18 protein-coding genes are annotated in these 22,755 nt (G+C 75.4%); 4 read left to right on the top strand and 14 right to left on the bottom strand.

What is annotated here, in order from left to right; all coding sequences use genetic code 11:
- The first annotated feature begins 223 nt into the window (after positions 1 to 223).
- Entirely contained in the window at positions 224 to 853 is a 630-nt protein-coding gene (locus tag SNE206_RS02490) for a hypothetical protein (RefSeq protein ID WP_407911647.1), read from the top strand.
- 101 nt (positions 854 to 954) lie between these two features.
- Here SNE206_RS02490 and der read toward each other — a convergent pair whose 3' ends face one another.
- From der to SNE206_RS02470, 4 genes are all read right to left on the bottom strand, one after another.
- Positions 955 to 2,409: a ribosome biogenesis GTPase Der gene (der, locus tag SNE206_RS02485; RefSeq protein WP_407911646.1), complete on the bottom strand. Its 1,455-nt coding sequence runs from the start codon at positions 2,407 to 2,409 to the stop codon at positions 955 to 957.
- Positions 2,410 to 2,616: 207 nt separating this feature from the next.
- On the bottom strand, positions 2,617 to 3,333 hold the full coding sequence (gene cmk, locus SNE206_RS02480; RefSeq protein WP_407911645.1) for a (d)CMP kinase: 717 nt from the start codon (positions 3,331 to 3,333) through the stop codon (positions 2,617 to 2,619).
- 184 nt (positions 3,334 to 3,517) lie between these two features.
- On the bottom strand, positions 3,518 to 4,036 hold the full coding sequence (locus SNE206_RS02475) for a hypothetical protein (RefSeq protein ID WP_407911644.1): 519 nt from the start codon (positions 4,034 to 4,036) through the stop codon (positions 3,518 to 3,520).
- Positions 4,037 to 4,166: 130 nt separating this feature from the next.
- Positions 4,167 to 5,252: a prephenate dehydrogenase gene (locus SNE206_RS02470; protein WP_407911643.1), complete on the bottom strand. Its 1,086-nt coding sequence runs from the start codon at positions 5,250 to 5,252 to the stop codon at positions 4,167 to 4,169.
- Positions 5,253 to 5,528: 276 nt separating this feature from the next.
- Here SNE206_RS02470 and SNE206_RS02465 point away from each other — a divergent pair, with 276 nt between their 5' ends.
- The 3 genes from SNE206_RS02465 to SNE206_RS02455 are packed head-to-tail and all read left to right on the top strand — an operon-like array spanning position 5,529 to position 9,781.
- Complete coding sequence (locus SNE206_RS02465) at positions 5,529 to 7,748, top strand: DUF4139 domain-containing protein (RefSeq protein ID WP_407911642.1); 2,220 nt, start codon at positions 5,529 to 5,531, stop codon at positions 7,746 to 7,748.
- A gap of 2 nt (positions 7,749 to 7,750) precedes the next feature.
- On the top strand, positions 7,751 to 9,364 hold the full coding sequence (locus SNE206_RS02460; protein WP_407911641.1) for a mucoidy inhibitor MuiA family protein: 1,614 nt from the start codon (positions 7,751 to 7,753) through the stop codon (positions 9,362 to 9,364).
- A 54-nt stretch (positions 9,365 to 9,418) separates the two neighbouring features.
- Complete coding sequence (locus SNE206_RS02455; RefSeq protein WP_407911640.1) at positions 9,419 to 9,781, top strand: DUF952 domain-containing protein; 363 nt, start codon at positions 9,419 to 9,421, stop codon at positions 9,779 to 9,781.
- A gap of 136 nt (positions 9,782 to 9,917) precedes the next feature.
- On the opposite strand, the gene SNE206_RS02450 is transcribed toward SNE206_RS02455, so the two are convergent.
- From SNE206_RS02450 to SNE206_RS02405, 10 genes are all read right to left on the bottom strand, one after another.
- On the bottom strand, positions 9,918 to 10,898 hold the full coding sequence (locus tag SNE206_RS02450; RefSeq protein WP_405011022.1) for a helix-turn-helix domain-containing protein: 981 nt from the start codon (positions 10,896 to 10,898) through the stop codon (positions 9,918 to 9,920).
- A 196-nt stretch (positions 10,899 to 11,094) separates the two neighbouring features.
- Positions 11,095 to 12,543 carry a pseudouridine synthase gene (locus SNE206_RS02445; RefSeq protein ID WP_407911639.1) on the bottom strand — a complete coding sequence of 483 codons (1,449 nt, stop codon included), beginning with the start codon at positions 12,541 to 12,543 and terminating at the stop codon, positions 11,095 to 11,097.
- Between the two features lie 67 nt (positions 12,544 to 12,610).
- Complete coding sequence (gene scpB, locus SNE206_RS02440; protein WP_407911969.1) at positions 12,611 to 13,198, bottom strand: SMC-Scp complex subunit ScpB; 588 nt, start codon at positions 13,196 to 13,198, stop codon at positions 12,611 to 12,613.
- A gap of 401 nt (positions 13,199 to 13,599) precedes the next feature.
- Entirely contained in the window at positions 13,600 to 14,547 is a 948-nt protein-coding gene (locus SNE206_RS02435) for a segregation and condensation protein A (RefSeq protein WP_407911638.1), read from the bottom strand.
- Positions 14,548 to 14,702: 155 nt separating this feature from the next.
- Positions 14,703 to 15,140 (bottom strand): hypothetical protein, encoded by a 438-nt coding sequence (locus tag SNE206_RS02430; RefSeq protein WP_407911637.1) that lies wholly within the window; start codon positions 15,138 to 15,140, stop codon positions 14,703 to 14,705.
- Between the two features lie 41 nt (positions 15,141 to 15,181).
- Complete coding sequence (locus SNE206_RS02425) at positions 15,182 to 16,339, bottom strand: ParA family protein (protein ID WP_407911636.1); 1,158 nt, start codon at positions 16,337 to 16,339, stop codon at positions 15,182 to 15,184.
- A 385-nt stretch (positions 16,340 to 16,724) separates the two neighbouring features.
- Positions 16,725 to 17,840 (bottom strand): alanine dehydrogenase, encoded by a 1,116-nt coding sequence (gene ald, locus SNE206_RS02420; protein ID WP_407911635.1) that lies wholly within the window; start codon positions 17,838 to 17,840, stop codon positions 16,725 to 16,727.
- Between the two features lie 243 nt (positions 17,841 to 18,083).
- On the bottom strand, positions 18,084 to 20,066 hold the full coding sequence (locus SNE206_RS02415; RefSeq protein ID WP_407911634.1) for a tetratricopeptide repeat protein: 1,983 nt from the start codon (positions 20,064 to 20,066) through the stop codon (positions 18,084 to 18,086).
- A gap of 164 nt (positions 20,067 to 20,230) precedes the next feature.
- Complete coding sequence (locus SNE206_RS02410) at positions 20,231 to 20,872, bottom strand: NUDIX domain-containing protein (protein WP_405011029.1); 642 nt, start codon at positions 20,870 to 20,872, stop codon at positions 20,231 to 20,233.
- Between the two features lie 133 nt (positions 20,873 to 21,005).
- Positions 21,006 to 22,685 (bottom strand): CTP synthase, encoded by a 1,680-nt coding sequence (locus SNE206_RS02405; RefSeq protein ID WP_407911633.1) that lies wholly within the window; start codon positions 22,683 to 22,685, stop codon positions 21,006 to 21,008.
- Between the last annotated feature and the right edge of the window lie 70 nt (positions 22,686 to 22,755).

The raw sequence follows: 22,755 nt of genomic DNA, 5'->3' as shown, positions 1-22,755 counted from the left end.
CACCGGCCCACCCGGCTCCGGCGCCCGGCACCCAGCAGCACCGGCCCACCCGGCTCCGGCGCCCGGCTCCGGCGGCCGCCGGAGCCCGTGACGACCGGGCAGCACCCGGCGCACCCCCGGGCGGCGCCCGATGGGCAGCAGACGACCGGCCGGCCGCGCGCCGCCCGGGGATGAGGGCCGTCCCGCCCCGCATCCCCGGGCGGCCTCGCTCGTTGGCCCTCACGTGTACAGCTACGACGTCGCCCCCACCACCCGCCCGTCCGCCGCCCGCACCATTCCGGGCATGCGCCCCGCGTACGACACGGACCGCCCGACCTCGCCGACCCCGATCTACGACTCGCTGTACTCCGAGTACCGCAGACTCTTCCGGGCCCTCCCGGGTGACCGGACCGACGAGGAGCAGCTGCGCCTCCCCGTGTTCGGCGGCTACGGGTACGCCGGGTCGGCCGGGTCGGCGCCGTACCCGCAGCACCAGGCGTTCGAGACGTTCCCGGGGCACGCCCAGGGGATGCCGCAGTTCATCTCCGAGAGCCGGACCGCGGGCGACGCGCACGGCGACACGCACGAAAGCGCGCACGGCAGCGCGTTCACGGAGGCGTCGGGCCGGCTGCAGCACGTGGAGCACCAGCAGGGCCGCGCGGCGACCGCGCAGGCGTCGGGCGGCGGGCAGGGCTGGGTGGCGGCCGGGTACCTCGGTTCCGGCCGCGCGGAGGCCGACGGGCACGGCGCCGCGGCGGGCGCGGCAGGCGGCGGGGGGCGGCTCCCGGTGGGCCTCGACGTCGTGACGGCGGGCGGCGGACGGCACCGCTCGGTGCTGCAGCTGCCGCCGGGCCGCTCGGGCGAGCAGCACTGACCCCGCGCTCACCCGGCGCGTGCCCCCGCCTCCCGGGGACACGGAAACGGCCGGGGCCGGGCAGCGTGATCGCTGCCCGGCCCCGGCCGTCGGTGGTGGTCCTACTTCTTGCGGCGCTTCTCGCGCACCCGCACCGAGATCGAGATCGGGGTGCCGGCGAAGCCGAACTCCTCGCGCAGGCGGCGCTCGATGAAGCGCCGGTAGCCGGCCTCCAGGAAGCCGGAGGCGAAGAGCACGAAGCGCGGCGGGCGGGCGCCGGCCTGGGTGCCGAAGAGGATGCGGGGCTGCTTGCCGCCGCGCACCGGGTGCGGGTGCGAGGCGACGAGCTCGCCGAGGAAGGCGTTGAGGCGCGCGGTCGGGATGCGGGTCTCCCAGCCGGCCAGCGCGGTCTCGATGGCGGGGACGAGCTTCTCCATGTGGCGGCCGGTCTTCGCCGACACGTTGACGCGGGGGGCCCACTGCACCTGGACGAGGTCGCGCTCGATCTCGCGCTCCAGGTAGTAGCGGCGCTCCTCGTCGAGCTGGTCCCACTTGTTGTAGGCGATGACGACGGCGCGTCCGGCCTCGACGGCCATCGAGATGATCCGGGTGTCCTGCTCGGCGAGGGTCTCGCTGGCGTCGACCAGCACGACCGCGACCTCGGCCTTCTCCAGCGCGGAGGAGGTGCGCAGCGAGGCGTAGAAGTCGGCGCCGGCGGTGAGGTGAACGCGACGGCGGATACCGGCGGTGTCGACGAACTTCCAGGTCTTGCCGCCGAGTTCGATCATCTCGTCGACCGGGTCGCGGGTGGTGCCGGCCAGCTCGTTGACGACCACGCGCTCCTCGCCGGCGACCTTGTTGAGGAGGCTGGACTTGCCGACGTTCGGGCGGCCGATCAGGGCCACGCGGCGGGGGCCGCCGAGCGGGCCGGAGCCGAAGGTCTGCGGCGGGGCCTCGGGCATGGCGTCCATGACGGCGTCCAGGAGGTCGCCGGAGCCGCGGCCGTGCAGGGCGGAGACGGGGTACGGCTCGCCGAGGCCGAGCGACCACAGGTAGGCGGCCTCGGCCTCGGTGGACGGGCCGTCGACCTTGTTGGCGCAGAGGACGGTCGGCTTGCCCGCCCTGCGGATGATCTTGATCAGGGCTTCGTCGGTGTCGGTGGCGCCGACGGTGGCGTCGACGACGAAGAGCACCGCGTCGGCGGACTCGATGCCGTACTCGGCCTGCGCGGCGACGGCGGCGTCGAGGCCGAGGACGTCGATCTCCCAGCCGCCGGTGTCGACGAGCTTGAAGCGGCGGCCGTTCCAGGTCGCCTCGTAGGTCACGCGGTCGCGGGTCACGCCCGGGCGGTCCTCGACGACGGCCTCGCGGCGGCCGATGATGCGGTTGACGAGGGTCGACTTGCCGACGTTCGGGCGGCCGACGACGGCCAGCACCGGCAGCGGTCCGTGCGAGGCGGCGTCGAGGTCGGCGTCGATCTCCTCGGCGTCGAAGCCCTCCTCGGCGGCCAGCGCGAGGAACTCGGCGTACTCGCTGTCGCCGAGTTCGCCGTGGTGCGTGGTGGTGTCGTTGCTCATGCTCGGTTTTCCATTTCCCGGCGCGGCCCTTCCCAGGGGCACGCCGTGCGTATCTGCCCGCAGGGGCAGCGCGAGGCCACGATCCTGTGGCCTGAGGGTCGGACCGGACGGTCCGGGGTGGTTCACGAACGGTTCAAGAGGTTCAAGAGGTTCAGGTGGTGCTGCGGCACAGCGGTGGTGCTGCGGTGCTGCGGTGGCCGGAACGGCTCAGACGGTGGACGGCTCCTGCGACCGCTCCTCCACGAGGGCGGCGACGGTGTCGATCACCTGGTCGAGGGTGAGCGTGCTGGTGTCGACGAGCACGGCGTCCGCGGCCTGGGTCAGCGGGGCCGTCTCCCGGGAGGAGTCGGCGGCGTCCCGGCGGGCCAGGTCCGCGGCCATCGCGGTGATCGTCTCCTCGTCGACGCCCTTCGCCCGGAGTTCCGCGGCGCGGCGCTCGGCGCGGGCGGTGCCCGAGGCGGTGAGGAAGATCTTCGCGGTGGCCTCGGGGAAGACCACGGTGCCCATGTCCCGGCCCTCGGCGACCATGCCGCGCACCGCGTGCTCGGCGCAGCTGCGCTGCAGCTCCACCAGGCGCGAGCGCACGGCCGGGACGGCGGAGACCGCGGACACCTTGGCGGTGACCTCGGGGCCGCGGATCGGGCCGGAGACGTCCTGGCCGTCGACCGTGATGGTCGGGCCGGCCGCGTCCGTGCCGGAGAGGATGACGGGCTTGCCGCAGGCGATGGCGACCGCCTCGGCGTCGTCGACGTCGACGTCGTTGGCCAGCATCCACCAGGTCATCGCGCGGTACATGGCGCCGGTGTCCAGGAAACTCAGGCCGAGCCGGGCGGCGACCGCCCGGGAGACGGTCGACTTGCCGGAACCGGAGGGTCCGTCGATGGCGACGACGACCGGGGCGTGCGCTCGGTCGGCAGTGTCCACGGGGCGAACCTCTCTCTCGGTCCGGCGCGCTGGGCCGGGATGACTATCTCAAGGTTAATGGACCGGCGGAGGGTTCCCGTCCGGGCGCCCACCGGCCCGGGGGCGGCCGGTCGGCCGGGGCACCCCCCGGCGCCCGGCCCCGTACCCACCCCCCGGCACTCGCCTCCGGCACTCTCCCCGGCGCTCAGTCCCGGGGCAGCCGCTCCTCCTCGTGGAAGCGCACCCCGTTCGCCCGGGCGAAGGCCTCCAGCGCCGCCCCGGCGCCGTCCGGGAGGACGGTGCGCGCCGTCCGCAGCGTGCCGGGACGGCCCGGGGCGGGCCGCAGTGCGAAAGCCGCGTCGGAGCGGGTGCGAAGGCCGTCGCGCTCGCCCCGGTGCGTGAGCCCGATCCGTTCGACGGCGGCCAGCGGCACCGTCACGGTCTCCCCGGAGTGCAGTGCGAACCTCGCCGTGCCCGGGGCGGGCTCCAGCTCGACCCGCACCACCAGCCCGGCGTGCCGTACGCCCAGCATCCGCAGGCCGACGGCCTGGCCGGCGCCGAGCAGGCCGCCGATCGCGAAGACCCACCAGCGCAGCTCCGGCCACAGGAGCACGAGCACCAGCGCGGCGACGGCGTCGGCCGCCCCGAGGCCGGTCAGGGTGCGTTCCCGGTCGGGCGGGCCCGGGCTCCAGCTCAGGCCGCCGTCCGTCCGTGATGCGTCCACCGGTGTCCTCCCCCGTGCGCGGCAGGGCCCCGGCGGCCCGGACGCCGTCGGCGGCCCGCAGCCCCACGGGAGGGAACGCGCCGACCGCACCGTACGGTTCCGGCCGCACCCGCCGTGCCGCCGGGCGGGATCAGTCCCGGACGCTCCAGCCGCGGTCGCGCAGCCCGTTGGTGAGGAGCCGCACGGCGGCCGGGGCGACGTCGAGGTGCACGTGGCCGACCTGCTGGCCGGTGGAGTGCTCGATGGTGACGTCCTCGATGTTGACGCCGAGGGTGCCGACCTCGCCGAAGAGCCGGCCGAGCTCGCCCGGCTGGTCGCCGAGCACGACGGTGACGGTCTCGTAGCGGGTGGGCGGCGCGCCGTGCTTGCCGGGGATGCGGGCCTGGCCGGTGTTGCCGCGGCGCATGACGGCCTCGATGCCGGAGGCGCCGGCGCGGCGTTCGCCCTCGTCGGCGGCCTGCAGGGCGCGCAGGGCGGTCACGGTGTCGTCGATGTCGGCGGCGACCTCCTGCAGGATGTCGGCGACCACCCCGGCGTTGGCGGAGAGGATGTCGACCCACAGCGCGGGGTTGGAGGCGGCGATGCGGGTGACGTCGCGGACGCCCTGGCCGGAGAGCCGGACGGCGGTCTCGTCGGCGTGTTCGAGGCGGGCGGCGATGATCGAGGAGAGCAGCTGCGGGGCGTGCGAGACGAGGCCGACGGCGCGGTCGTGCGCGGTGGCGTCCATGACGATCGGCATGGCCCCGCAGAGGGCGACGAGCTCCAGCGCGGCGTTGAGGGTGTCGGTGTCGGTGTCCGGGGTGGGGGTGAGCACCCACGGCCGGCCCTCGAAGAGGTCGGCGCGGGCGGCCAGCGGGCCGGAGCGCTCCCGGCCGGCCATGGGGTGCCCGCCGATGTAGTGCACGGTGTCGCAGCCGAGCGCGGCGACCTCGCTGCGGGGGCCGGCCTTCACACTGGCCACGTCGGTGTAGCAGCGGGCCAGGCCGCGGCGCTGGCAGTCGGCGAGCACCTTGCCGACGAGGGCGGGCGGCACGGCGACGATCGCCAGGTCGACCGGCGCGTCGGGGAGTTCCGTGGTGCCCGCGCCCAGGGCGGAGGCCGTACGGGCCGCGTCCGGGTCCGCGTCCTCCAGGTACACGGCGACGCCGCGTCCGGCGAGCGCGAGGGCGGCGGAGGTGCCGATCAGTCCGGTGCCGATGACGGCGGCTGTGCGCATGGCGGGGTGCGTCTCCTGGTGCGGGTGGCCGGCGGTGGTCCGCCGTGCGCCCATCCTCTCGCAGCGGGCCCGCCGGTGTCCGCCCGGGCCCGCCGCCCCCGGGCCGCCCGGGGCCGTCCGCGGCCGTCCGCGGCCTGCGGGGCCTGCCGCGCAACCGCCGAGGGCCCGCCGCCGTCCACTCTCCCGACGCGCAGGGGAAATCCGGCGCGCCGCGGCGGCGGCAGGGGCAGACTGGGCGCCCCGGGCTCACGGGACGGACGAAGGGGGCAGGACGGGGTGTCAGCGGAGACGGCGGCAGGACGCTGGGAGTCGGTGCTCGACTCGGTGGTGGTGTACGCGAGCGGGGCGCTGTGCCGGCGCCGCGCACGGGGAACGGTTCCGGCGGACGGCCGGGTGCGCCTGACGGGCCTGCCGCGGGTGGCGGACGCGTCGTCGCTGCGTGCGTCGGTGCTGTCCGGCGGGGCGCGGGTGACGTCGGTGCGGCTGGAGTCCGAGGCGGAGCTGCTCGACCGCACCGACCTGCCGGAGCTGCAGCAGCGGGTGGAGCGCGCCCGGGACGCCGTCGACGCGGCCCGCGGCCGCGCCGCCCGGCAGGACGCCCGGATCGCGGAGATCGCCGGCGTCCGGGCGGTGCCTCCGGCGCCGCAGCCCGACGAACCGCACCGCCGTGTCCCCGCGGACGCCTGGCTGGAGCTGGCCGACTTCGTCGACGAACGGCTCACCGCGCTCCACTCGCGTGCCGCGCTGCTGGCCGAGGAGGTGCGGCTGGCCGAGCACGCGCTCGCCGTCGCGATCGACGCACTGGCCCGCGCGTCGACCGCGGACCGCGCGGAGCCGACGGCGCTCACCCGCACGGCGCTGGTCACGCTCGACGGCGTGCCGGACGGCACCGAGGTCGGGCTGGAGCTGGAGTACGGCGTGCCCGGCGCCGTGTGGGTGCCGACGTACCGGCTGACGTACCGGCAGGGCGACGACTCCGGCACGCTGCTGCTGCGGGCACAGCTCGCGCAGCGCACCGGGGAGGACTGGACGGGCGTGCGGGTGGGCCTGTCGACGGCCGACCTGCACCGCCGGACGGACCTGCCGAAGCTGCGCTCGCTGCGGATCGGCCGCCGCCAGCCGGTGCCGGCGCCGCCGGGCTGGCGGGAGCCTCCCGGCGGGCTCCGTGACCTCTTCGCCGGGTACGACGCGGCGGGCCGCCCGCCGGAGCCGGAGTTCGGCGGCGCGCGGCGGCCGGTCGCGTCGGCGCCGCGGCCGGGCCGCGCAGGACGGCCGGGCGGCGGCGCGCTGGGCGGCCCGGGGTTCGGAGGCCCGGGGTTCGGAGGCTCGGGGCCGGGCGGCTCCGAGCGGGGCGGCGACACGCTGATCGGCATGGCGGTGCCCGTCCCGCCGCCGCCTCCCGCCCCGGCCGGCGCGGCGTTCCCCATGGCGGCCCCCATGGCTGCCCCCATGGCGTCCGCCGCGCCGGCGCCGCCGGGTGCGCCCGCACCGCAGGCGTACGGCGCGCCGCCGGGTGCGCCCGCACCGCAGGCGTACGGCGCGCCACAGGCGTACGGCGCACCGCCGCCCGCCCCGGCGCTGCGCGCCCGCAGCACGGCCGCGGCCCCGGCCGATCCCGGGGCGCCGCTCGGGACGCAGTCGGACGCCCTGCCGGAGGTGCTGCCGCCGCCCGGCCCGTCGGAGTCCCAGCTGGACTACGCGGGCCTGGTGCTGAACGGCCCCGACGACACGCCGCACCGCCGCGGCCTGCTCGTCCCGGACGCGGTGCACGACGCGGCGACGGTGCTCCAGGAGAACCGGGCCCGTTCGGTGTCCGCCCTGCCGCTGCCCGCCCACGCGGTGCGGCCGCGCGTGTCGGCGGGCTCGTTCGACCAGCGGTACGACGCCGGGGCGCGGGCCGACATCCCCTCGGACGGCACCTGGCACACCGTCACCGTCGGCGCGATGGAGGTGTCGCTGCGCACCGAGTACGTGTGCGTGCCCGCGGTCGAGGAGGCCGTGTACGCCACCCTGGTGCTCTCCAACCACAGCGCGGGCGCCCTGCTGGCCGGCCCGGTGGAGGTCACCGCGGACGGCGACCACCTGCTGACCTCCGCCCTGCCGACCCTCGCACCGGGTGCAGCCCGCCGGGTCGGCCTGGGGCAGGCGGAGGCCGTCCGCGTGTCGCGCCGCACCGAGCTGCACGAGTCGACCGCGGGTCTGCGCAACAACGTCACGGTGCTCGACCACCGCATCCACGTGGAGCTGGCGAACCGGCTGTCGCACGCCGTCACCGTCGAGGTGCGCGAGCGCGTGCCGGTCTCGGCCGACACGGACGTGCGGATCGAGGAACGCGCAGCCTGGACCGCCCCGGACCACCCGACCGACGCCTACCCCGCCAGCACGCGCCGCTGGCGCGTGGAGCTGCCCGCGGGCGGCACCACCGCCCTCGACGGCGGCTACGAGATCCGCATCCCGGCCGGCAAGGCCATCGTCGGCGGCAACCGGAGGAGCTGACCATGACCGCCACACCCGCCACCCCGCTCCCCGTCACCCCGCCGCCCGCGGCCGCGCCACCCGCGCGGGCCGCGCAGGCCGTCCTGCCGCTGCCGGTGACCGCCGTGACCTGCCTGGAGGACCGCGCGCACATCGAGCGCACCGCGGTCGCCGACCTCGCCGCCGGGGTCACCCGGCTCCGTCTCGGACCGGTCTCCGCGCTCGCCGTCGACCGCTCCCTGCGGGCCGAGCCGGACGGCCCTGCCCGCGTCCTGGACGCCCGGATCGTCCGCAGCTGGACACCCCGCGCGCCGCTGCCGCCCACCGGGGACGACTCGCCGCTGCGCCGCCGGGTGCACGCCCTGGAACAGGAGGGGCAGGCCGCCGAGCGGCTGGCCGAACGCCTGGCGGCCAGGCTCTCCCTGCTCGCCCAGCTCGCCTCGGACCTGCTGCGGGAGGTCGGCGAGGGCGCCGGCCGGGGCGAGCCCGAACGCGCCCGGTGGAGCCGCGAGCTCGACCGGATCGACGGCGAACGCGACGCGTACGGCGAGCAGTTGCGTGCCGCCCGGGCGCGGACCGACCTGCTCGCCGAGGAGCTGGCCGCCGCGCAGCGGGCGCTGGAGGAGGCCGAGGAGGAGCCCGCCGAGCTGGTCGCCCACGTCGAGCTGACGGTGGAGACCGACACGGCCGGCCCGGTGCCGTTGCGGGTGAGCCACCTGACGCCGTGCGCGCTGTGGCGGCCCGCCTACCGGGCGACCCTGGCGGACGGGCGGCTGACCCTGGAGACGGACGCCGTGGTGTGGCAGCGCACCGGCGAGGACTGGTCGGGGGTGCGGCTGACACTGTCGACGGCGCGGTCCGCGCTCGCGTCGGAGCCGCCGCGGCTGACCGAGGACGTGCTGAGCCTGCGCGAGCGCACCGGCGAGGAGCGGCGGACGGTCGAGGTCGAGCTGCGGGAGGAGGCCATCGGCTCCACCGGGCCGTCCGACGAGGGCCTGCCGGGCGTCGACGACGGCGGCGAGGTGCGGGTGCTGCGGGCGCCCGCCCCGGCCTCCGTGCCCTCGGACGGCCGGGCCCACCGGGTGCCGCTGACCTCGTTCGACACCGCGGCGGCCGGCGGTCTCGCGGCCGCGCCGGAGCTGTCGCCGCTGGTCACGCAGGTGGTGCGGTTCCGCAACGACGCCGGGCACGCACTGCTCGCCGGCCCGGTCGACCTGGTGCAGGGCAGCGGGTTCACCGGCCGGGGCGCGCTGCTGTTCACGGCACCCGGCGCCCCCGCGGAGCTGGCCTTCGGCAGCTCGGACGGCTACCGCGTGGTCCGCGCGACGGAGGAGAGCCGGGGCTCCGCCGGGCTGGCCCAGCGCACCGTGGTGACCCGCACCGTCCGTCTGCACGTGTCGCGGTTCTCCGGCCCGGACGAGCAGGACGAGCAGGTGGTGGCCGTCCGGGAGCGCATCCCGGTCTCCGAGGTGTCGGCGGTGGAGGTGCGGCTGCGCAAGGAGGCGTGCTCACCGGCGCCGGACGAGGTGGACGCCGAGGGCGTCGTCCGCTGGGACGTCCTGCTGCCGCCGGGCGGGCGGCGCACCCTCACGCTGGTCTACGAGGTGTCGGCCGCGTCGAAGGTGGCGGGCCTGTGACGCGGCCGCCGGAGCCGCCCGGGTTTGGCCCGTCGACTCCGGTACAAAGGACCCATGATCTACCATCTCGCCCCGCTGGACGACTGGCTGCGTGACCCGGGGCGGCCGTACGCGGCCGCCTCGCTGCTCACCGACGGCTTCATCCACTGCTCCCCCGACGAGCGGACGGCGCTGGCCGTGGCCAACCTCTTCTTCGCCGACACGCCCGACCCGCTGATGGCGCTGCTGGTCGAGGAGAAGCTCGTCGAGCCGATGGTGAAGTGGGAGGCCCCCTCCGGCCCGCCGCCGCCCGGAGCCGACCCCGACGTGCTGTTCCCGCACATCTACGGCCGGCTCAACCGGACCGCCGTGGTGGGGCTGGAGAAGCTCGAACGCGGCGGGGACGGCAGCTGGTCCCTGCTGCTGCCCTGGAGCTGACGGCAGGCCCGCGCGGGGTGCCGCGCGGGGCCGCCGCGGGCCGGGCCCGGTCCTGGCACCCCGTCCCGGCACCCGGTCCGGTCGGCGCGACCCGCCCGGCCGACTCCGGCGGCGCGTCCCCGGGCCGGCCGTGCGCTCAGAGCCAGCCGCGCTCGCGGGCCGCCATGCCGGCCTGGAACCGCGTGGTCGCGCCGAGCTGCCGCATGAGGCTCTGCAGCCGCCGCTGGGTGGTGCGGGCGCTCCAGCCGAGCGACCGGGCGATCGACTCGTCGGTGAGGCCGGCCGCGAGCAGGCCGAGCAGCTTGCGGTGGTCGGCCTCCGGGCCCTGGTCGGCCTCGCCGTCGCCGATCGCGGCCTGCAGCGGCACGGCCCGCTCCCACTCGGCCTCGAAGAGCGCGTCGAGGGCCTGGAGCAGCGCCGAGGGGTGGATGACGTAGGCGGCGTCGAGGACGCTGTCGCCGACGGTGATCGGGATGATCGCCATCTTGTCGTCGGACATCATCATCTTCATCGGGAGCGCGGGGCGGACACGGGCCTCCTCGCCGTCCTCGACGCCGATGAGGATCTCCTTCTCCAGCCGGCCGGGCCAGGCCACCGCGTCCTTGTCGTAGACGGTGCGGAACCGCACGCCGGCCTTCAGCTTGGAACGCTGCCGGGGCATCTGGGCCGTCGGGTCCTGGATGTACGGCGGGCAGTCGAAACCGCGCACCTGGTACTGGCTGGTGTCGACGAGGTGCTCCAGCCGCTGGGCGATGGCCTCACCGCCGGTGAGCACCTCCACGGAGTGCGCCGGGTCGGTGTAGCGGGACGCCTCGCGGAACGCGTCCATCAGCCGGTGCATCTCGGCGCGGGCGCTGCGCAGCTCCGCCTCGCGGTGGCCGATCAGGGTGCCGATGGCCACGTCCGGCGCGACGGCGAGGTAGCGCTCCCGGTCGACCGGGGCGCGGGTGGCCATGCCCTGCTCGGCGAGCCTGTCCAGCGCCTCCTGGCTCTGCTGCAGCGTCAGCTCGCACTGGCCGGCCAGCTCCTCGGCGGTGGACTGCGGCGTGACCACCAGGGCCGCGTACACCTGCCCGTCCGGCCGTCCCAGGCCGAGCGCTCCGAATGCGTCGAGCACGCCACTCCTTCCCCCATGCGGCCGGCGGCTCCGTGGCGCAGTTCCGCCACTCGTCGACCCGACGTCCGGTGGCCATCCTGCGCCACAGATCCACATCATGACAAGCGGCTGGGGCGAGGTTCACACGGGCTCCCCGCCGAACAGCCGGAAGGCCTCCCCGCCGAACGGAGGGGAGGCCTTCGAATCGAAGGTGTGGCTACAGTCCGACCTCGTGCATCAGCTGACCGACCTCCGGGTTGGTGAGGCGGCGCAGCCAGCCCGACTTCTGGTCGCCGAGGGCGATCGGGCCGAAGTGGGTGCGCACGAGCTTCTCCACCGGGAAGCCGGCCTCGGAGAGCATGCGGCGCACGATGTGCTTGCGGCCCTCGTGCAGCGTGACCTCGACGAGGTAGTTCTTGCCGACGTTCGAGATGACCTTGAAGCTGTCGGCCCGGGCGTAGCCGTCCTCCAGCTCCACGCCCTTGGCGAGCTGCTTGCCGAGGTCGCGGGGGATCGGGCCCTGGATCGCGGCGAGGTAGGTCTTGGTCACGCCGTACCGGGGGTGGGTGAGACGGTGGGCCAGCTCGCCGTGGTTGGTGAGCAGGATGATGCCCTCGGTCTCGGTGTCGAGCCGGCCGACGTGGAAGAGACGGGTCTCACGGTTGGTGACGTAGTCGCCCAGGCACTGGCGGCCGTCCGGGTCCTCCATGGTGGAGACGACGCCGGCCGGCTTGTTCAGCGCGAAGAACAGGAACGACTGCGTGGCGACCGTCAGGCCGTCCACCTTGATCTCGTCGTTCTCCGGGTCGACACGCTTGCCCTGCTCGGTGACGCGCTTGCCGTTGACCTCGACACGGCCCTGCTCGATGAGCTCCTCGCAGGCCCGGCGGCTGCCCATGCCGGCCCGCGCGAGCACCTTCTGCAGGCGCTCGCCCTCGGGCTCGCCGAAGGTCTTCGGGGTCTTCACCACCGGCTTGTCGTGCCGGGCCAGCACCGCGTCCTCGATCTTGGCCTGCAGCTCGCGCGAGCGCTGCGGCTGGCGCCGCGGGTCGCCCGGGGCGCCCTGGCCCTCGCGGCGCGGCTTCGGCGCCGGGCTCGGACGGCGGCTCGCACTGGTGCGGCCGGGGTAGGCGTGGGGACCGCCGCCGAACTCGGGGCGGTCGTAGCGCCGCTCCTCGGGACGCAGCGGACGGTCGGGGTACCGGTCCTCACGACGGTCGTCCCTGCGGTCGTCGCGACGGTCGTCACGCCGGTCGCTCGGACGCGGGGCCGAGGAACCGCCCCGCCCGCCGCCACCGTACGAGCCGCCACCGCTCCGGCCCCCGCCACTGCCGCCGTACGAGCCGCCACCGCTCCGACCGCCACCGCTGCCACCGTACGAGCCGCCACGCGACCCGCCGCCACTGCTGCTGCCACCGCCGTACGAGCCGCCACGCGACCCGCCACCGCTGCTGCTGCCACCGCCGTACGAGCCGCCACGCGACCCGCCGCCACTGCTGCTGCCACCGCCGTACGAGCCGCCACGCGACCCGCCACCGCTGCTACCGCCGTACGACGAGCCGCCGCCGCTCCGGCCCCCGCCCTGTCCGCCGCGTCCCTGGCCTCCCTGGCCTCCCCGGCCCTGTCCGCCGCCGCTGCTGTTCCTGCCGTTGCCACTGCTGCGCATCAAAATGTCCGTACGTCGTGTTCCGTCGTGGGTGTGCGTGTCGTGCCCGGCCGACCTCACCGCCCCCTCACCGGTCAGACACAGACCGGTTCGCCTCGTCACCGCCGCCGTCCGCGTGTGCGGCGGCGACCGCCTCCGCGATCGTCGTGCCTTCGAGGGACTCCGCTTCCACGTCGTCGACCTCGGGCAGGAAGGGCGCGAGCTCGGGCAGCTCGTCCAGGCCTCGCAGCCCAGTCCGTTCCAGGAAGTAGTTCGTCGTCCGATACAGGATCGCACCTGTTTCGGGCTCGGAGCCGGTCTCTTCCACCAGTCCTCGCTGTACCAGGGTACGCATCACGCCGTCACAGTTCACACCGCGGACGGCTGAGACCCGGCTGCGCGACACCGGCTGCCGGTAGGCGACGACGGCCAGGGTCTCCAGCGCGGCCTGTGTGAGGCGGGTCTGCCGGCCGTCGAGGACGTAGCGGTCGACGGCCGGTGCGCAGTCGGCGCGGGTGTAGAAACGCCAGCCCCCGGCGACGAGCCGCAGGTCGAAGCCCCGGCCCTGGGTCTCGTACTCGGCGGCGAGTTCGCGCAGGGCGGTTGCGACCTCGGCGCGCGGGCGCTCCAGCACCGAGGCGAGGTGGGTCTCGGTGGCGGGTTCGTCGACGACCATGAGGATCGCCTCCAGTGCGGCCCGCAGCGGCACCTCCGGTTCCGCGGCGGCCGCGGCGGGGCCGTCCTCCTTCTCCGGCCGGTCCGGCACCGGGTCGGGCTCGGGTTCGGGCCGGGGCAGCGGGGCCGGGTCGGGCATCGGCTCGGGTTCGGAGGTGTCCGCGGCGGGGCCGGCGGGGGCTTCCGCGGGGGCGGCGGCCGCGCCGGACCGGACGGCGGGCCCCGCCGGGCCGGTCCCGGGCTCCTGGGGCGGCTCTGCGGCGGGCGCGGGGATGGCGGGGCGGTCCGGGTCGCCCTGGTCCCCCTCCGGCCCGTAGACGGGCTCCTGCCACTCGTCGGGGCGGGCCTGGCCGGGCAGTCCGAGGGTGCGCCGTCCGGGGCGCGGGTGCTCACCGTTCACTGTCACTCTCCGTCCTTGCCGGCCCCTCCGGCGGGGTCCGTGTCCGTACGGGGCTCCGCGGCTTCTCCGGGCGGCCGGTCGAACTCGTCGGTGACCTCGACCTGCCGGTCCGCCTCGGCGACCCAGTGCACCAGCAGCTCGCCGAGCGCGTCGGGCTGCTCGAAGTCGAGCACCCGCTCGCGGTAGAGCTCCAGCAGGGCGAGGAACCGGGCCACCACCACCAGGGTGTTCTCCGCGTCCTCCACCAGCCTGCCGAACGTGGCGCTGCCGAGCGCGGTGAGCCGGTCGACGACCACTCCGGCCTGTTCGCGGACGCTCACCGGCGGGGTGTGGATGTGGTCGACGTACACGGCGGGCCGGGGCCTGGGCGTCATCGCGCGGGCGGCGAGCCGGGCGAAGCCCTCGGGGCCGAGGGTGATGACCACCTCGGGCAGCAGCAGGGCGTGGTGGGGCTCCAGTCCGACGGTGCGGGGGCGGCGCTGCTGTTCGGCGGCCCAGCGCTCGGCGAGGACGGCGGCGGCCTCCTTGTACGCGCGGTACTGCAGCAGCCGGGCGAAGAGGAGGTCACGGGCCTCCAGGAGGGCGAGGTCCTCCTCGTCCTCGACCTCGGCGGCGGGCAGCAGCCGGGCGGCCTTGAGATCGAGCAGGGTGGCCGCGACGACGAGGAACTCGGTCGCCGCGTCGAGGTCCCAGCCGGGGCCCATGGCCCGGATGTGCGCGACGAACTCGTCGGTGACCTTCGCCAGGGCGATCTCGGTGATGTCCATCCGGTGCCTGGCGATCAGGCCGAGCAGGAGGTCGAAGGGGCCCTCGAAGTTGTCGAGCCGCACCAGGAAGCCGCCGTGCCCCGCGCCGGGGCCGGCGGTGTCCGGGGGCGGCGGGGCGTCCGCGGGGGCCTGGGCCGGGGCCGCGGAGGCGGCCGGCGGCGGGGGCTCGGTCGGGCTCGTCATGGCCCCACCATCTTCGCCCGGCGGGGCCGTGCCCGGGGCCCGGTGGGCCCGCGACACGCCCGGCGCGGTGAGCGGCGGGCCGTCGGTGCAGTGCAGTGCGGTGCGGTGCGGTTCGGTGCGGCGGGCCGGTTCTGCCGGTGGTGCGGTGCGGCGGCTCAGCGGCCGCGCAGGCGCCGCACCAGGATGCTCGCCTCGCCGCGCTGCTCCAGGTCGGCCAGCACGACGGAGATCGCCTCGCGCACCACGCGGCCGCGGTCGACCGCGAGGCCGTGCTCGCCGCGGAGCACCAGCCGGGCGTGCTCCAGGTCCATGAGCTCCTCGGCGGAGACGTAGACCGTGATCTTCTCGTCGTGCCGCTCCCGGCCGGAGGGGCGTCGTGCCGCGCGGTTGCGCGGCCGCGGCCTGCGCTGCTGCTCGGCGGCCTGCTCCTCGGCGGCCGCGTGCCGGCGGGCGGCCTCGGCGGCCGCCTGCTGCTGGGCGGCCTCGGCGCCCGCGGGGGTGGTGCCGCCCTCCGGCGCGCCCTGGTCGGCGGGCCGGGCGGTCTCCGCTCGGGGGGCCTCGGCCGGCCGGCTCAGCGAGGGCGACAGGGCCATCCCCCCGGTGGTCCGGAACAGCTCGTCGGCTCCCGGGAGACTCACTCGGCGGGGCGGCACCGGTCGAGCACCTCCCTGGCGAGCTGGCGGTAGGCGGCGGCGCCGACCGAGTTGGTGGCGTACGTGGTGATTGGCTCGCCGGCCACCGTGGTCTCGGGGAACCTGACGGTGCGCCCGATGACGGTGTGGAAGACGTGCTCGCCGAAGGCCTCCACGACCCGGGCCAGCACCTCGCGGCTGTGCACGGTGCGGGAGTCGTACATGGTGGCGAGGATGCCGTCGAGGCGCAGGTCGGGGTTGAGCCGCTCGCAGACCTTCTCGATGGTCTCGGTGAGCAGCGCGACGCCGCGCAGCGCGAAGAACTCGCACTCCAGCGGGACGATGACGCTGTGAGCCGCCGTCAGGGCATTGACCGTCAGCAGGCCCAGGGAGGGCTGGCAGTCGATGATGACGTAGTCGTAGTCGGGCAGCAGCGGCTTGAGGGCCCGGGCGAGTGCGGACTCGCGGGCGACCTCGCTGACGAGCTGCACCTCGGCGGCGGAGAGGTCGATGTTGGAGGGCAGCAGGTCCATGCCGGGGACGGCGGTCTTCAGCAGCACCTCGTCGGCCGTCAGGCCCCGCTCCATGAGCAGGTTGTAGACGGTGACGTCGAGCTCCATCGGGTTGACGCCGAGGCCGACCGAGAGCGCGCCCTGCGGGTCGAAGTCCACGAGCAGCACCCGGCGGCCGTACTCGGCGAGCGCGGCGCCCAGGTTGATGGTCGACGTGGTCTTGCCGACGCCGCCCTTCTGGTTGCACATCGCGACGATCTGCGCGGGGCCGTGCTCGGCCAGCGGTGCGGGGATCGGGAAGTACGGGAGGGGGCGGCCGGTCGGGCCGACGCGCTCGCGGCGCTGCCGGGCGGCGTCGGGGGCCAGGGTGGCGGCGTACTCCGGGTCGGGCTCGTACTCGGCGTCCGGGTCGTCGTAGGGACCGTAGGCGAGGTCGGCGTAGGCCAGGCCGTAGGAGGCGAGCTCGGCGTCGTAGTCGCCGGGCACCTGGGCGGCGTGCTGGCGGGCCTCGAAGGTGCGGACCGCGACCGAGCCGACCTCCACCGTGCCCACCGTGGACTGCCGGGCGTACTCGTCGTTCGGCTGTCCGGAGGCGCGCTCCGCCAGTCCTGGCTGACCACCCCCGGGAGCAAATGTCGACTCATTCACAAGTCGTCTTACCTCCTTGGGCTTCCAGGACTCTATGTCGATACGTCAGCGTGGCAGCATGCCGACGATTTGCGACTCTAGGCCGTTCCAGGCGTTCGCAGCAACACAATCCACGGTAGTGGGCATGATGTGTCGGCTCCCGGACCGCCTTCTGTCAAGGCTTGCGCACCCCCGGGCCCCTGACGATTCCACGGCGGGCGCCACCCACGGGAGGGTGACCGCACCGGCCGGGTCCGCAGGGCGGGTGACACGACGCACATGAATTGACACCGGCCGTCCACCAGGCGGTCACCGCACCGGCGGGGGGCTCCCGGCCGGCACCGGGGCACGCCGAAGCCCCCGGCCCGCACACTGCGGGCCGGGGGCGTACGGGGTCGGTCCGGCGTCAGGCGAGGACGCTCTCCAGCGGGACGGAGGCCAGGTCGAAGGCCTCGGCGACCGCCGCGTAGGTGATCTGACCCTCGTGGACGTTCAGGCCCTTGGCGAGGGCCGCGTCACGGCGCAGCGCCTCCTTCCAGCCGCGGTTCGCCAGCTCGACGATGTAGGGCAGCGTCGCGTTGGTGAGCGCGTAGGTGGAGGTGTTCGGGACGGCGCCCGGCATGTTGGCCACGCAGTAGAACACCGAGTTGTGGACCTGGAAGGTCGGGTCGGCGTGCGTGGTGGCGCGGGAGTCCTCGAAGCAGCCGCCCTGGTCGATGGCGATGTCGACGAGCACGGAGCCCGGCTTCATGCGGGAGACCAGTTCGTTGGTGACGAGCTTGGGGGCCTTGGCGCCGGGGATGAGCACGGCACCGATGACGAGGTCGGCGTCGAGGACGGCCTTCTCCAGCTCGAAGGAGTTGGAGGAGATGGCCTTGATCTTCGTGCCGAAGATCTTGTCGGCCTCGCGGAGCTTGTTGATGTCGCGGTCGAGCAGGGTCACGTCGTAGCCCATGCCGATGGCGATGGTGGCCGCGTGCCAGCCGGAGACCCCGCCGCCGATGACCACGGCCTTCGCGGGGTGGGTGCCGGGCACGCCGCCGGGCAGCACGCCGCGGCCGCCGGCCGGGCGCATCAGGTGGTAGGAGCCGACCTGCGGCGCCAGGCGGCCCGCGACCTCGGACATCGGGGCGAGCAGCGGCAGGGCGCCGTTGGCGAGCTGCACGGTCTCGTAGGCGATCGCGGTGGTGCCGGAGGCGACGAGCGCCTCGGTGCCGGCGCGGTCCGCGGCGAGGTGCAGGTAGGTGAAGAGCGTCTGGCCCTTGCGGAGGCGGTGGTACTCCTCGGCGATGGGCTCCTTGACCTTCAGCAGGAGGTCGGCGGTGGCCCACACCTCGTCGGCGGTGGGGAGGATGCTCGCGCCGGCGGCCACGTACTCCTCGTTGGGGATCGAGGAGCCGACACCGGCGTTGTCCTCGACGAAGACCTCGTGTCCGTTGCGGACCAGCTCATGCACGCCGGCGGGCGTGATGGCCACGCGGTACTCGTGGTTCTTGACCTCGCGGGGGATGCCGACCTTCACGACTGAACACGTCCCTCTTGCCTGGGGGGCCCGGCCGGGGGAAGACCGGCGGGCGGCGCGCGCGGGGAAAGCCTCCGGAGAACGCCGGGGCACGGTTCGCTGCGCGACTGCTGTCGAGTGTAATGAAGCCCAGCAGATACGTCAGCCTTCCAAAGTGACTAAATCAGCCGGACTCATTGGCAGGTTCGTAGGCTTGCAAGGTGTCGGCCACCCCATAGGCCAACGAATCACGCATATCAGACACTACTCCGCAATCGGGTGGTCGAGTTCGCCGGCGAGCTGCCGCTGGAGGCGGTCCAGGGCGTGCCCCACCGAGGCCGCGCCCCGGTCGTCGCCGAGCCGGCGGAGCATTCCGAGCGCGGCCCGGTACTCCCGCAGCGCCTCCTCGAAACGGCGCTGCGCGGAGTGCGCCTCGGCGACCCGCGCCAGCAGCCGGGCCTCCCCCGGGGCGTCGCCGGCCTGCTGCCGCAGCGCCAGCGCCCGGCCGTACCAGTCACCGGCGCGCAGCGGGTCGCCGAGCGCCCGGTAGCACCCGGCCGCGCTCTCCAGCGCGCGGGCGCATCCGGCGTCGTCGCCCGCCGCACGCGCCCGGTCCAGGGCGTCGCGGTACCGCGCGGCGGCGCGCTCCCAGCGGCCGGCCGCGGCCTGCAGGTCGCCGAGGTTGAGCAGGGCGGCCGCGGCCCGCCGGGGCGCGGCGCCGCGCTCGGCGACCTCCAGCACGAGTTCGTGCAGCCGGTGCAGGTCGGCGGGGGCGGTGGCCTCGGTGAGCGGCAGTGCGCGCAGCAGCGCGGCCACCAGGCGCCCTGCGGAGCCGTCGAGGTCGCCGTGCCCGATCGCGCCGCCGACGGCGGTGAGGAGCTGGTCGCGCTCCTCGTCGAGCCACCGGGCGGCGTGCCCGGCCCCGCTCAGCCGCAGGGCGCCGGGCAGCGGGTCGGGCCGGGGCCCGTCGCCGGGGGCGAGCAGGGCCTGCGCCGAGTCGACCATCCGGACGAGGCGCTCCAGCAGCCGGGCGCGGGCGAGTTCGACCTCGGCGGGGCGGTCCGCCTCGGCGCGCAGCTCGACCAGCCGGGGGTGCAGCCAGCCCGGCACCCGGTAGCGCGGGGTGCCGTCGCCGGAGGGCGCCTCGGCGTTCAGCAGCTCCTGCTCGGCGAGCCGGTCGAGCAGGGCGGCGGCCTCCGGCGCCGGGCAGCCGGCCAGCGCGGAGGCGGTCCGCAGGTCGGCGAGCTGGCAGGGCGCGAGGGTGAGCATGCGCAGCATGCGGGCCTGGGCGGCGGGCAGGGTGCGGTAGAGCAGTTCGAACGCCGCTCCGAGCGGGTCGCCGTCGGGTACGGGCACGGGCGCGTCCTCCGGCAGGAGGGCGCGGGCGCGGCGCCGCTCCTCCTCCGCGTCCGGGCCGGCGGCGGTGTCCTCGGCGGGCCGGTCGCCCGCCGCGGGGCCGGTGTCGCGGGGGCCGGCGGTGGCGGGACGCTCGCGGGTGCCTGCGGCGAGCTCGGCGACGGCGTCGGTGACGGCGGCGCGGGCGTCGGCGCGCAGCCGTACGGCGGTCAGCCGCAGCGCGGCCGGGCGGCAGGCGCAGGCCTCGGCGAGGTCGCCGGCGCCGACCGGGTCGCAGCTGACCCGGGTGCCGCCGACGAGGTCGCCGAGCAGGCCGACGGCGGACGCCTGGTCGAGGCCGCCGATGATCACCGGGTCGACGGCCTCGATGCCGGTGAGCGGGCCGGTGGTGACCGCCAGCACCAGGGAGCCCGGCCCGGTGCCGAGCAGCGGCCGCAGCTGGGCGGCGTCGCGGACGTCGTCCAGCAGCAGGAGGACGCGCCGCTCGGCGAGGACGGCGCGCAGTGCGGTGGCGGCCGGCTCGTCGACGCCCTCGGGGCCGCCCTCGGGCAGCAGGCCGGCCGGCACCGCGTCGAGCTGCTCCAGCAGGCGGCGGGCGGCGCGGCCGGGCGGCGTACGGCTGCCGTCGGGTGCGGTGAGCCGGGCGTGGAGCACCCCGTCGGGGTACTGCGCGGCGGCCGAGCGGGCGTACCGCACCGCGAGGGCGGTGCGCCCGGAGCCGGGCCGGCCGGCGAGGACGACGAGCCGGCCGCGGCCTTCGGTGCTGCGGCCGGCGGCCGTGGCGAGGGCGGCGAGTTCGGCCCGCCGCCCGGCGAAGACGGCGGGCCCGGCCGGGAGGCCGTCCGCCGCGGCCGGGGCGGGGGCGCGGCCGCCGGACCGCTCGTCGTCCATGGTCGCCGTCTTCCTCGCCACCCGCGCCAGCTCCCGTCGGTCACCCGCATGCCGGGGCCCGGACGGGGCCCCGTGCCGGAAGCGTAGTTCGCGCGGGCGGTCCGGCCGGGCTGACATCCGGTACTACCAACCGGCGAATCACCCCGGTGGATCAAGCGGCGGCGTCACTCGCTGCGGAACGGCCGGGCCGGCCAGGGCGAGTCGGCGGGCCGCAGGGCGTCCAGGCCGTCGCCGGTGAGGGCGGCGTGCAGGGCGAGGGTGCCGGTGACCAGGGTCGGGTTGTGGAGCGCCCCGGTGAGCACGAGGCCGACCAGCTCGGCCAGCGGCACGCGCGCGGTCTCGATCTCCAGCTCCTCGCCGTGCGCGGCGTAGCGCTCGCCGTCGGCCTCGGAGAGGTCGGTGGCGAGGAAGAGCCGCAGGGCCTCGTCGGTGCCGCCGGGCGAGGTGTAGAAGTCGACCAGCACGCGCCACCCGCCGGCCTGGCAGTGCGCCTCCTCGTACAGCTCGCGCTGCGCGGCGTGCAGCGGGTTCTCGCCGGGCACGTCCAGCAGGCCGGCGGGGAGCTCCCACAGGCGCTGGCGGACCGGGTGGCGGTACTGCCGCAGGATCAGGACGCGCTGCCGGTCGTCGACGGCGAGCACGGCCACCGAGCCCGGGTGGGTCTGGTAGTCGCGGCGCGCCCAGGAGCCGTCGGGCATGTGCACCTCCTCGGTGCGCACCCCGGTGACCCGGCCCTTGAAGGGCGTCTCGCCGGCACGGACGGGCCACTGCTCGGCCGCGTCCCTGATCTGCTGCTGAAAGTCCATCACGCACTCCCCTTTTCGTCAGTACGACACAATCTAACCCGACGCCCCCTCAGCCTGCGCCCGTGTCGCCCCGGAAACAGCCGGACGGCGGCCGTGCGGGGGAATCCGCACGACCGCCGTCCGTGGTCCGGGCCTACTGCTGGGCGTCGGTCTTGATCGTGATGGCCGCCGCCACCAGCCCGGCGAAGAGCGGGTGCGGGCGGGTCGGACGGGACTTCAGCTCCGGGTGCGCCTGGGTGGCGACCAGGTAGGGGTGGACCTCGCGCGGGTACTCGACGTACTCCACGAGGTCGCCCTTCGGGGAGAGGCCGGAGAACTGCAGGCCGGTCTTCTCCAGGTCGGCGCGGTAGGCGTTGTTGACCTCGTAGCGGTGGCGGTGGCGCTCCTCGACGTACTGCTCGCCGTCGTAGACCTCGCGGACGATCGAGCCCTCGGCGAGCTTCGCCGGGTAGAGGCCCAGGCGCATGGTGCCGCCGAGGTCGCCCTTGCCGTCGACGATCGCGAGCTGCTCGGCCATCGTCGAGATGACCGGGTACTTCGCGGCCGCGTCGAACTCGGTGGAGTTCGCCTCGGGCAGGCCGGCGAGGTTGCGGGCCGCCTCGATGACGACGCACTGCAGGCCCAGGCACAGGCCCAGCAGCGGGATGCGGTTCTCGCGGGCGTAGGTGATCGCGGCGACCTTGCCGTCCACGCCGCGGTCGCCGAAGCCGCCGGGGATGCAGATCGCGTCCACGGCGCCGAGCTGCTCCTGCGCGCCCTCCGGGGTCAGGCAGTCGTCGGAGGCGACCCACTTGATCTCGACGCGCGCGTTGTTGGCGAAACCTCCGGCACGGAGTGCCTCGGTCACCGACAGGTAGGCGTCGGGAAGGTCGATGTACTTGCCGACCAGCGCGACCTTGACGATGTGCTGGGGCTCGTGGACCCGGCGCAGCAGGTCGTCCCAGACCGTCCAGTCGACGTCGCGGAAGGCCAGGTCGAGACGGCGCACGACGTACGCGTCCAGGCCCTCGCCGTGCAGCACCTTCGGGATGTCGTAGATCGACTTGGCGTCGATGGCCGCGACCACCGCCTCCTCGTCGACGTCGCACATCAGCGAGATCTTGCGCTTGATGGCCTGCGGCACCTCGCGGTCGGCGCGCAGCACGATGGCGTCCGGCTGGATGCCGATGTTGCGCAGCGCGGCCACCGAGTGCTGGGTCGGCTTGGTCTTCAGCTCGCCCGAGGGGCCGATGTACGGCAGCAGGGAGACGTGCACGAAGAAGACGTTGTCCCGGCCGACCTCGTGGCGGACCTGGCGGACGGCCTCCAGGAACGGCAGCGACTCGATGTCGCCGACGGTGCCGCCGACCTCGGTGATCACCACGTCGACGTCGTCGGTCGCCATCCGGCGGATCCGGGACTTGATCTCGTTGGTGATGTGCGGGATGACCTGGACGGTGTCGCCCAGGTACTCGCCGCGGCGCTCCTTGGCGATCACCGTCGAGTACACCTGGCCGGTCGTGACGTTCGCCGACCCGTGCAGGTTGGTGTCGAGGAACCGCTCGTAGTGGCCGATGTCGAGGTCGGTCTCGGCGCCGTCGTCCGTGACGAAGACCTCGCCGTGCTGGAACGGGTTCATCGTGCCCGGGTCCACGTTGAGGTACGGGTCGAGCTTCTGCATCGTCACGCGCAGGCCGCGGGCCTTGAGCAGGGCGCCCAGGCTGGAGGCGGTGAGCCCCTTGCCGAGCGAAGAGGCGACACCCCCGGTGACGAAGAGGTGCTTGGTCGTCACGGCGCGGCCGGTGGCCGACTTGCCGGAATGGGGCTGTGCCAAGAGGGGGCTCCCGTGGGTCGCGTGTCGAGGGTGACTCCGGTGGCCGGACCTCCCTGGCGTCCGCGTCGAC

It is taken from the genome of Kitasatospora sp. NE20-6 (genome assembly GCF_045862635.1).
Note: the sequence above shows the minus strand (reverse complement) of the source record. Positions and strands in the feature narration are given on the sequence as shown.

Excerpts from the sequence above, each read along its gene's own strand:
- der (WP_407911646.1), bottom strand. The coding sequence starts at position 2,409 with ATGAGCAACGACACCACCACGCACCACGGCGAACTCGGCGACAGCGAG.
- SNE206_RS02470 (WP_407911643.1), bottom strand. The coding sequence starts at position 5,252 with ATGCGCACAGCCGCCGTCATCGGCACCGGACTGATCGGCACCTCCGCC.
- SNE206_RS02460 (WP_407911641.1), top strand. The coding sequence starts at position 7,751 with ATGACCGCCACACCCGCCACCCCGCTCCCCGTCACCCCGCCGCCCGCG.
- SNE206_RS02455 (WP_407911640.1), top strand. The coding sequence starts at position 9,419 with ATGATCTACCATCTCGCCCCGCTGGACGACTGGCTGCGTGACCCGGGG.
- SNE206_RS02445 (WP_407911639.1), bottom strand. The coding sequence starts at position 12,543 with ATGCGCAGCAGTGGCAACGGCAGGAACAGCAGCGGCGGCGGACAGGGC.
- scpB (WP_407911969.1), bottom strand. The coding sequence starts at position 13,198 with ATGGTCGTCGACGAACCCGCCACCGAGACCCACCTCGCCTCGGTGCTG.
- SNE206_RS02435 (WP_407911638.1), bottom strand. The coding sequence starts at position 14,547 with ATGACGAGCCCGACCGAGCCCCCGCCGCCGGCCGCCTCCGCGGCCCCG.
- SNE206_RS02430 (WP_407911637.1), bottom strand. The coding sequence starts at position 15,140 with ATGGCCCTGTCGCCCTCGCTGAGCCGGCCGGCCGAGGCCCCCCGAGCG.
- SNE206_RS02415 (WP_407911634.1), bottom strand. The coding sequence starts at position 20,066 with ATGGACGACGAGCGGTCCGGCGGCCGCGCCCCCGCCCCGGCCGCGGCG.
- SNE206_RS02410 (WP_405011029.1), bottom strand. The coding sequence starts at position 20,872 with ATGGACTTTCAGCAGCAGATCAGGGACGCGGCCGAGCAGTGGCCCGTC.